This window comes from Flectobacillus sp. (assembly GCF_049240685.1).
Classification (GTDB): Bacteria; Bacteroidota; Bacteroidia; order Cytophagales; family Spirosomataceae; genus Flectobacillus.
The window spans coordinates 1-8,413 of sequence record NZ_JBMLSD010000076.1 but is presented as its reverse complement, the minus strand read 5'-3'; the positions used below and the strand labels follow the sequence as shown (position 1 = coordinate 8,413).

7 protein-coding genes are annotated in these 8,413 nt (G+C 37.8%); 1 reads left to right on the top strand and 6 read right to left on the bottom strand.

Annotated features, from left to right (window positions below; genetic code table 11):
• Nucleotides 1-306 precede the first annotated feature (306 nt).
• The 3 genes from yidD to ACOVQ4_RS03690 all read right to left on the bottom strand — a co-directional run bounded on the left by yidD (nucleotide 307) and on the right by ACOVQ4_RS03690 (nucleotide 3,906).
• Entirely contained in the window at nucleotides 307-546 is a 240-nt protein-coding gene (gene yidD, locus ACOVQ4_RS03700) for a membrane protein insertion efficiency factor YidD (RefSeq protein WP_421819307.1), read from the bottom strand.
• A 72-nt stretch (nucleotides 547-618) separates the two neighbouring features.
• Nucleotides 619-2,736, bottom strand: a complete 2,118-nt coding sequence (locus ACOVQ4_RS03695) for a tetratricopeptide repeat protein (RefSeq protein WP_421819306.1) — start codon at nucleotides 2,734-2,736, stop codon at nucleotides 619-621.
• Nucleotides 2,737-3,144: 408 nt separating this feature from the next.
• Entirely contained in the window at nucleotides 3,145-3,906 is a 762-nt protein-coding gene (locus tag ACOVQ4_RS03690; protein ID WP_421819305.1) for an enoyl-CoA hydratase/isomerase family protein, read from the bottom strand.
• A 172-nt stretch (nucleotides 3,907-4,078) separates the two neighbouring features.
• On the opposite strand from ACOVQ4_RS03690, the gene ACOVQ4_RS03685 reads away from it, so the two are divergent.
• Nucleotides 4,079-5,221: an acyl-CoA dehydrogenase family protein gene (locus tag ACOVQ4_RS03685; RefSeq protein WP_421819304.1), complete on the top strand. Its 1,143-nt coding sequence runs from the start codon at nucleotides 4,079-4,081 to the stop codon at nucleotides 5,219-5,221.
• A gap of 221 nt (nucleotides 5,222-5,442) precedes the next feature.
• Here ACOVQ4_RS03685 and ACOVQ4_RS03680 read toward each other — a convergent pair whose 3' ends face one another.
• The 3 genes from ACOVQ4_RS03680 to ACOVQ4_RS03670 all read right to left on the bottom strand — a co-directional run.
• On the bottom strand, nucleotides 5,443-6,729 hold the full coding sequence (locus tag ACOVQ4_RS03680; RefSeq protein WP_421819303.1) for a sensor histidine kinase: 1,287 nt from the start codon (nucleotides 6,727-6,729) through the stop codon (nucleotides 5,443-5,445).
• A 267-nt stretch (nucleotides 6,730-6,996) separates the two neighbouring features.
• Complete coding sequence (locus ACOVQ4_RS03675; protein WP_421819302.1) at nucleotides 6,997-8,100, bottom strand: AAA family ATPase; 1,104 nt, start codon at nucleotides 8,098-8,100, stop codon at nucleotides 6,997-6,999.
• Nucleotides 8,084-8,413 (bottom strand): RNA ligase family protein (locus tag ACOVQ4_RS03670; protein ID WP_421819301.1); only part of this gene is annotated, 330 nt, incomplete at its 5' end. The genes ACOVQ4_RS03670 and ACOVQ4_RS03675, both read right to left, overlap by 17 nt.

Here is an 8,413-nt window from a genome sequence, read left to right as displayed (position 1 = left end):
ATGCCGATAGCTGAAAGCTAAAGGCTCAAAAATTTAAGTTTATTTTGCGTAAGTAAGTAACAAGACGTTATTAGTTAACAGTATATCAGTTATTATAATATATTAATAATCAAAAAGTTAACCTTGATTTTCACCTTTGAGATACTATTGATTTAATCTTTCCTTTTACTTAGCAGGAAAGATTAAATTAATAGTAAATCTAAGGCAAATTTTGACTATAAACTTTTGATTATGAATGTCTTACAATAACCGATATACTGCTAACTAATACCGTTTTCCTACTTAACTTCTTTTACTTGCTTACAATTAATGTTTCTCACCTTTTCTAGGCACTGGATCATGCCCGCTACCACCCCAAGGATGACAAGAAGCAATACGTTTTAGACCGAGACGTGTTCCTTTCCAGATGCCCCATTCTTGAATCGCTTCAATCATGTACTGAGAGCACGTTGGATTGTAGCGACAAGCATTAGGAAAATATGGAGAGATTATAGCCTGATAAACGCGTACCAATGCAATCAACAACTGAGCGAACAATTTATACATGAGATTTTCTTGTGTGAGCTTCCGAATGTGGGTAAAATTCAAGAAACTTTACCCACATAGCTAAGTGATTTTCTATTTTAGTGGAATACCTCTCACCGTCAAAAAGCTGATGGCATTCGAATCGCCACGTGCGACGGCTTTTTGCATAGCCTTTACCCCATTCGGAATGTCGCCATGCTGGCCGTATTCCAATCCAATATTATAGTAAAAACTTCCATCTTTGGCGTCCATTTGCGCCCCTTGTTCCCATATCTTGATAGCATCTTGCCATTTGCCAAGGGTTTTGTAAGCCACACCAAGGTTTTTGTAGGCTGTCATGGCTTTCTTATCAACCTTTAATGCTTTCTGTAGAACTTCGATTTCTTTTTGATGGTTCCCTTGATGATTGTATATCGTAGAGATGTTGACATAAGGATCGGCAAACTTAGGGTCAAGCGACAATGCTTTTTCATAATATTTTCGTCCTTCTACTTCATCACCTTTTTTACACAAAGCCAAACCCATAATATTGTTGGCAAACTGATTTTTGTTATCAGATTTATCCAAGGCAATCTGGCTTTCGGCAATGGCTTTGTCATATTCTCCTGTATAGAAATATGCTCCTCCAAGCATCCAGTGAAGGTTTTTCATTTCTTCAGGTTTTAATTTTAGGGCAGCTTCAAAGTTTTCAACCGTGAGTTTATATTTCTTTTCGTCAAAGTAAATTTGTCCTAATGCCGTATGAACATCCGCCGTTTTGAAATTAGTTTTATGGGTTTCTTCAAAATAAAATTTTGCTTTTTCATTATCTTTTTTCAAAAACCAATACCATCCTAAATTACTTGTGACCATTGGGTCGTTAGGATATTTCTCAAAAACTGGCGTAAACAGCGTAAGCGTATCTTTCCATTTGGTAGACTGGCGGAATGACAAAAAGGTAAATGCTAGCAAAATAATCGTAGCAATACTTGGAAATGCTTTGTTGGTAGAGGCTTTTTGATAAAGATAGTTTGCAAATAAGCCAATCAACATCAAGGGGCCAATAGATGACACATAAAAATAACGGTCGGCCATCAATGCACTACCTACAGGCAATACCTGCGAAACAGGGAATATTACGATTAGGAAATATAATCCTCCCCACCAGACCAGTTTGTTGCGACGACCCAAGAAATATACCAAAAGAGCAATAACAATAATACCTGCAAACGAAGAATAATACGAACTAGGTATCGTACCTGTTGGTTTTTGTGGATATGGATAAAACGCCAACATATTGGCAGGAACAAGCATTTTGAGCCAGTAAGTTAGCATTCCGTAACTTATCATAAAGAAACGCTCTCCTAAGGTATAAGATGAACTAATTACTTTAGTGGCGTTGGCTCCAGCCTCGCTTTGTGCTTTGATAGAAATCAAACCAAAAATAAGTGATATTAAGAAAAACGGCGCTTTTTCAATCCCTATCTGAACGAGATTACGACGATTTAACAAGAAATAATCGGTCAATAAAAATACGACAGGTAAGATTACGGCCATACCTTTCGAGAAACACGAAAGAACAAACAAGATTAAAGCAAACCAAAGATGCTTGTTGTTCCATTGGGTTTTACCTGATTCTTCCAGTATATCGCTATACTTGAGATACTGTCTAAAAGAAAGCAAAAGAAATAATGTGTAAAGTACGTCTTTACGCTCTGCCGCCCATACGACTGATTCGACGTGTAAAGGGTGAATCGCAAAAAGAACTGCCGTAACTGCCCCCACTAAAAAGTTTTTACTAAGTTTTTCAATAATCTTAAATACCAAAATACTGTTGAAGATATGGATAATGGTATTGTTGAGATGATACACCCATGCTGTATCTTTTACGAGGGTATATTCCAAGTAATAAGTAAGCATGGTTAGTGGATGCCAGTTACCCAAATAAAAATCACTAATAAGCTTATAAAAGTTATCGAACGAAACCTTGCGAAGGTCTTCATCATTGACAATATAAAACATATCGTCCCATACAAATCCATTCTGAAAGCCAGGTAGATAAGCGATAAAAGTAGCTCCTATGATGATACCCAAAAGTATTTTGAAATTACGAGGTGTATTTTCGATAGGAGGAGCGATAAAATTGACGGTTGAGGCGGATTTTGTTGACTGAGTTTCCACAGATTTGGCGCTCTGAGGTTTTACAGTACTCGAAGGTTTACTCTTTGCCATGAATCATTGATTAATTGAATTGCTACTAGCTAATTGCGTATTAGTAAAATTAATTACTCATCAAAAATTGTGCGAGAAATTGCCATTATTTATTTCAAGAATAGTAAATAACCTCGAACACACCCCAGTTTTGACTATAAAAAAAGCACTGGTATACAAAACCAGTGCTTTTGTGTACTTCGCTCGAAATAATTCCAATCATTAGTACTTTTCGGAATGTGTCTCCTTTAGATTAATTTATCTAATTAGATTCTTGTAAATGGATACCTATAAAAAAAGGATAAACAACAAAACATTATTGCATTTCAAACCTTCATTATTCGCTGTTAATCAACTACTTAATTGCTATATATACGAATAAGTAATTCTTACAGATTGCTTAGTATGGATACTTTTTGAAAGTATCTTTTAAACCTTACGCAAGGCCTGTTTGGTAAACTCGCTCAAAACCAATTTTCCACTTATTTCCGCTCTTTCATACAGTAAGGTATCCCAATGATTTGTATTCTGCCATAAGATTTTTTTCAGTTCGCTCAATGCTTCGGGGTTGTAAGTAGCCAATTGCTCGGCCATTCGTCTTACAGCATCGTCCATTTCAGAGATGGTTTCATATACTTCATAAAACAATCCTTGTTCCAAAGCCCATTGTGCCGAATAAAATTCGGTAGGCTTCAAAGACATTTTCGAAAATGAGGAAAGTCCAATTTTTCGACTTACGGCTGGTTCTATCACCGCAGGAATGATTCCTATATGAAGTTCGCTTAGTTTGATACTTGCTGCCCGAGTTGCGAAGCAATAATCGGTGGCTGCCACCAAACCAACGCCTCCACCAACGGCTTTACCTTGTACACGACCAATAATAATTTTCGAAGATTTTCGACAAGCATTGATTACTTTGGCAAAACCGCTAAAAAAAATTTTACCGTCTTCCAAATTATCAATGGCGAGTAACTGATTAAAATCGGCTCCCGAACAAAAAGTTCTCTCTCCGCCACTTTGCAAAATAATGATTTGCACTTTAGAATCTTCTGCCAATTTTTCTATGGCATTCGCCAAATCTTCCAAAAGTACAATTGGCATTGCATTGGTTGGTGGATGCGAAAAAGTGAGCGTCGCTACACCCGAAGAGGCAATAGAAATATCGAGGTTTGCTAATGAAGAATTTTGCATAATTAAAATATTTTTAGAAATTCCAGGACTTTTTCATCAAAAAATCATCTTTAGTTCGTTATCTTGTTAGTATAAAGATGATAAAAAATCGACAAACCTAATAGTCTTTAGATTCTTTTTATAGACTATTTGCTTAAAAATTACACTTTATCAACAAACCTTTAACTATAAAATGTACAATTCAAAAAATGATTTAGTCCGCCTTGCGGCCAAAGAATTTGCCGAGCGCCATATCCGTCCATACGTAATGGAATGGGACGAAGCACAACACTTTCCTATCGACTTGATGCATCAATTAGGGCAACAAGGATTTTTGGGTGTTCTAGTACCTGAACAATACGGTGGCTCTGGTTTGGGCTATCAAGAGTATGTGAGCATCATCGAAGAAATCGCCCAAGTGTGTGGCTCAATTGGTCTATCGGTGGCAGCACACAACTCACTTTGTACCAATCATATTTTACAGTTTGGTGACGAAGAACAAAAACAAAGATATCTCCCGAAATTGGCTTCTGGCGAATGGATTGGTGCTTGGGGCTTGACCGAACCCAATACTGGTTCAGATTCGGCTCGCATGACTTGCGTGGCACGTCGTGAGGGTGACGAATATGTACTCAATGGCTCTAAATGTTGGATTACACATGGTAAGTCAGGAAATATCGTAGTCATTATGGCACGCACAGGCGAAATTGGTGCTAAAAACAACGCCACGGCCTTTATCGTAGAAAGAGGAAACCCTGGCTTGAAATTCGGTAAAAAAGAAAATAAACTTGGTATGCGTGCCTCCGAAACAGCCGAAGTTATTCTGGAAGACTGTCGAATCCCTGTATCTGCTCGTTTGGGCGAAGAAGGCGATGGCTTTAAGCAAGCCATGAAAATTTTGGACGGAGGGCGTATCTCGATTGCTGCTTTGTCTTTGGGTATCGCCAAAGGTGCTTTGGCCGCCGCCGCAAAATATGCACAAGAACGCCAGCAATTTGGTCAAGCTATTGTGCAGTTTCAAGGAATTAGTTTCAAGTTGGCAGATATGGCTACCAAAGTTCATGCCGCCGAACTGATGACTCGCCACGCTGCTGTGCTTAAAATGGAAGGAACCAATATGACCAAAGAAGCCGCAATGGCTAAATATTATGCTTCTGAAATTGCAGTGGAGGTATCTACCGATGCTGTCCAAATCTTCGGAGGATATGGCTATACCAAAGATTTTCCAGTAGAAAAATTTTATCGTGATGCCAAACTTTGCACGATTGGCGAAGGTACTTCCGAAATACAAAAAATCGTTATCACACGAGAGTTTTTGAAGGACTACCCTTTGTGATTGAGTGATTATATTTAATGGGTATTTTACGCAATACTTTGCGTCTAAAGAGGTATTCTCCTAAAATATAACATTAAAAATGGCGGTCGAAATTAGTTTTTCGACCGCCATTTTTAATTTTTAGTCAATAAATGACTAACATTTGAGTAGTTTTTCCAAATAGGGTGCGACTTAAGTCGCACCCTATTTGGAAAATCACTCGTTCACATTTCACTCAATTACTAAATATTTCTCACTTGCGGAAAAAACAAGCGAAACTCGCTGCCTTCGCCTAGTTTACTTTTGAGTTCAACTTTTCCTTTGTGTCCTTCTACCATTTCTTTGACATAATACAATCCTAAGCCAAAGCCTTTCACATTGTGGACATCGCCTGTGTGTACTCTGAAAAATTTGTTGAAGATGTATTTTTGATCACGCTCCGAAATACCTATTCCATTATCTCGAATACTAATCACTATATCATTTCCTTGGTTGTAAGTACTAATTTTCACTTTTGGAATGATCTCACAGTATTTGAGTCCATTATCAATCAAATTGTGGATAACATTGCTGATATGGAGCTTATCAGCTTTAATAATTGCTGTACTTGCTTGTAAATCAAGCAATAATTCACCTTTTCTTTCTTTAAAAATTGGCTCGCAGTTGATACTCAAATCTTCTAGAAGCTCATGCACATCTATTTCCTCCAGATTGAGCTTATCAATTTTTTGGTCGATATTGGCTGTTTGAAGTACGGTATCTACATTTTTTTTGAGTCGAGAGGCTTCTTTTCTGATAATTGACGCATAACTAAACAATCGCTCTGGCGTATTGACAATTTCGGGTTTCATCAGAACCTCAGACGAAATAGAAATAGAAGAAATAGGCGTTTTGAACTCATGGGTCATATTGTTGATAAAATCATTCTGAATTTCGGAAAGACGTTTTTGCTTAAAAATCACCATGAGCGCATACACGAAGAAAGCCATTACCACCAAAAGGATGGTCGATGAAATAAACCAGTTATCCAAATCGCCTAGCAAAAAGAATTTTTTATCAGGAAAATATACCCCAAAATAATAATTATGGATATTGAGGTCTGGAAAACGATAATGTGCCGTAGAGTCGCTTCTATCGCAGTTTTCGGAATGACAAACAAAAGATTTATAGTTGATTCTGTCGCTCAAGCAATCATAAATTCCGTACTCAAAATTGAGACGAATATCACTTCTGGCAAACTCCTGTTTCAAGAACTCTTCCAATACTTTTGCGTTGATGGTATCATTCGTTTGAACAGTGTAATAGTTGGAGGTCACACGCTCGACGGGTTGCAAAAGTTTATTATTAGGGTTATTATTAAAATCAAGGATACGACGACTTACCACTCTTAGAGCGGAAGTCACACGCTGGTCAAAATCTCGGTCTTGGATATTATAAGCCTGCTTAAACCAAAAATATTGGATTACAATAACGCCCGCCATTAGCAAGATTGACAGCGCAACAAATATGCGTAAGGTCTTTGAATTCATAGTTCAAAATTAACGTTTATCGCCTACAAGTTCGTATCCTTTAACATTTCATTAACAGCGTTAAACTTTTGCTAAAGGCTGAACAATACCAAAATAATATTTTTAGGCACAAGGCAACAGGTACAAGGCAACAGGTACAAGGCAAAGAGTGTTAAATGTTTTTAACGACCACGGACAAGCATTTTTCCCATAGCCCACCGCCGAAAGCCGATACCTGAAAGCTTAAAGCACAATCTTAAACTTTATTTTGCGTACTAACTTAATGATCTATTTACAAACATATTTTACTTCGTGTGCTTCCCAGAGGTTAGGCACTTCCCACTTTTCAATCATACGTTGTATAACTTTTTCAGGAACGACTTCTTGTCGTTTTGAATTCTGTTGTAATAAGGTTTTGTAAGGTACTTCCAGATACACTATTTCTACAAAAGCATTATAGATAACAAACAATGATATCAGCTGTTCGCGCATTTGCATGGTAATATTTGTAGCGTTCCAAACAAAATTCTGTTGGTTTCTAAGATATTCCTTCGCTTGTTCTTTGGCAAGTTGAATTACCTTTCCATTTCCCTTGGTATCCGTTGGAGAAATTTTGAGCTTTCTTCGCAAATCATCCAAGCTTATTACGGGCAAGTCTCCACAGTCTTTTTGAATCCAGTAATCCTTACCTGTACCCGCTATGCCTGACATAAGAATCACTTTTACTCTTGATTCATCAAACAACAAGGTATCAGGATAGAGAGAATCTTGACGAAAAAACTCAAATCTGCTATAATTTGAGGGAAATACTCGCTTAGTTCCCCAACATTCTTGTTCTTGGCAAAGGAGTTCAAATAGCGCTACTTTTTCCAAAAATTGTTTCTGATCCTCACAAATACGACCCAATACATCTGCCTTTGCCAGCATCGCCAGCAGTTTAGTATCTACTTCCAAACTAGCCTTGATGAGCGTTTGATCTGGTGAAGTTTTTTCAAAAATCCATAAAGGTAAACCGTGATAGCGTACCAGTTTGGCTATTTGTTCTCGGTACTCAAATGGCATCGCAAAGTCTTGATAAAGAATTTGTCTCACCGTTCGTTCGCCTTTCTTAGCATGCCCAGGCGACGATATTCTCCCATGCTCATCTACGACGGTAGTCGAACGTTTTTCGATATCATGCATCAATCCAGCATACCATAAAATACTTTGTTCAGTTTGTGTCAATTCTTTGTATTCTGGTAATGAGGTTAATGCCTCTAATACCATTTGAGTATGTACTGCCACATTGCCCTCTGCATGATGAATTGCATCTTGTGGCACATTGTCCATTTGGCGTACCCAATCGTATCGAGCACTCCAATATTCCCATGTTTGGTTATCTATAGTTAACATTTGCTTTTTTCCAATTTTTAGTCCAGTGTTCATCGGTTTTTACGTGACCTTTACGCACATATTTGAACACATGATGTTGAAAGTCATCCACTTCAAAAGCCTCTATATTTCGAGTGACGATACCCTCACAGGTGCATAAAAGCTGCGTTTGGGCATCTACAGAGCCAAACTGGCTTGGTTGGGCAGTCAAGGTCAATATCTCTTTCTCGTAAAGCTGTTGTGTATAATTACTGAGCGATACCCTTGCCAGTACAGGAACTGTAGGTAAGTCTAAAACTCCTGCATAGAAGCATACCTCTTCCCAAGAAAGCCA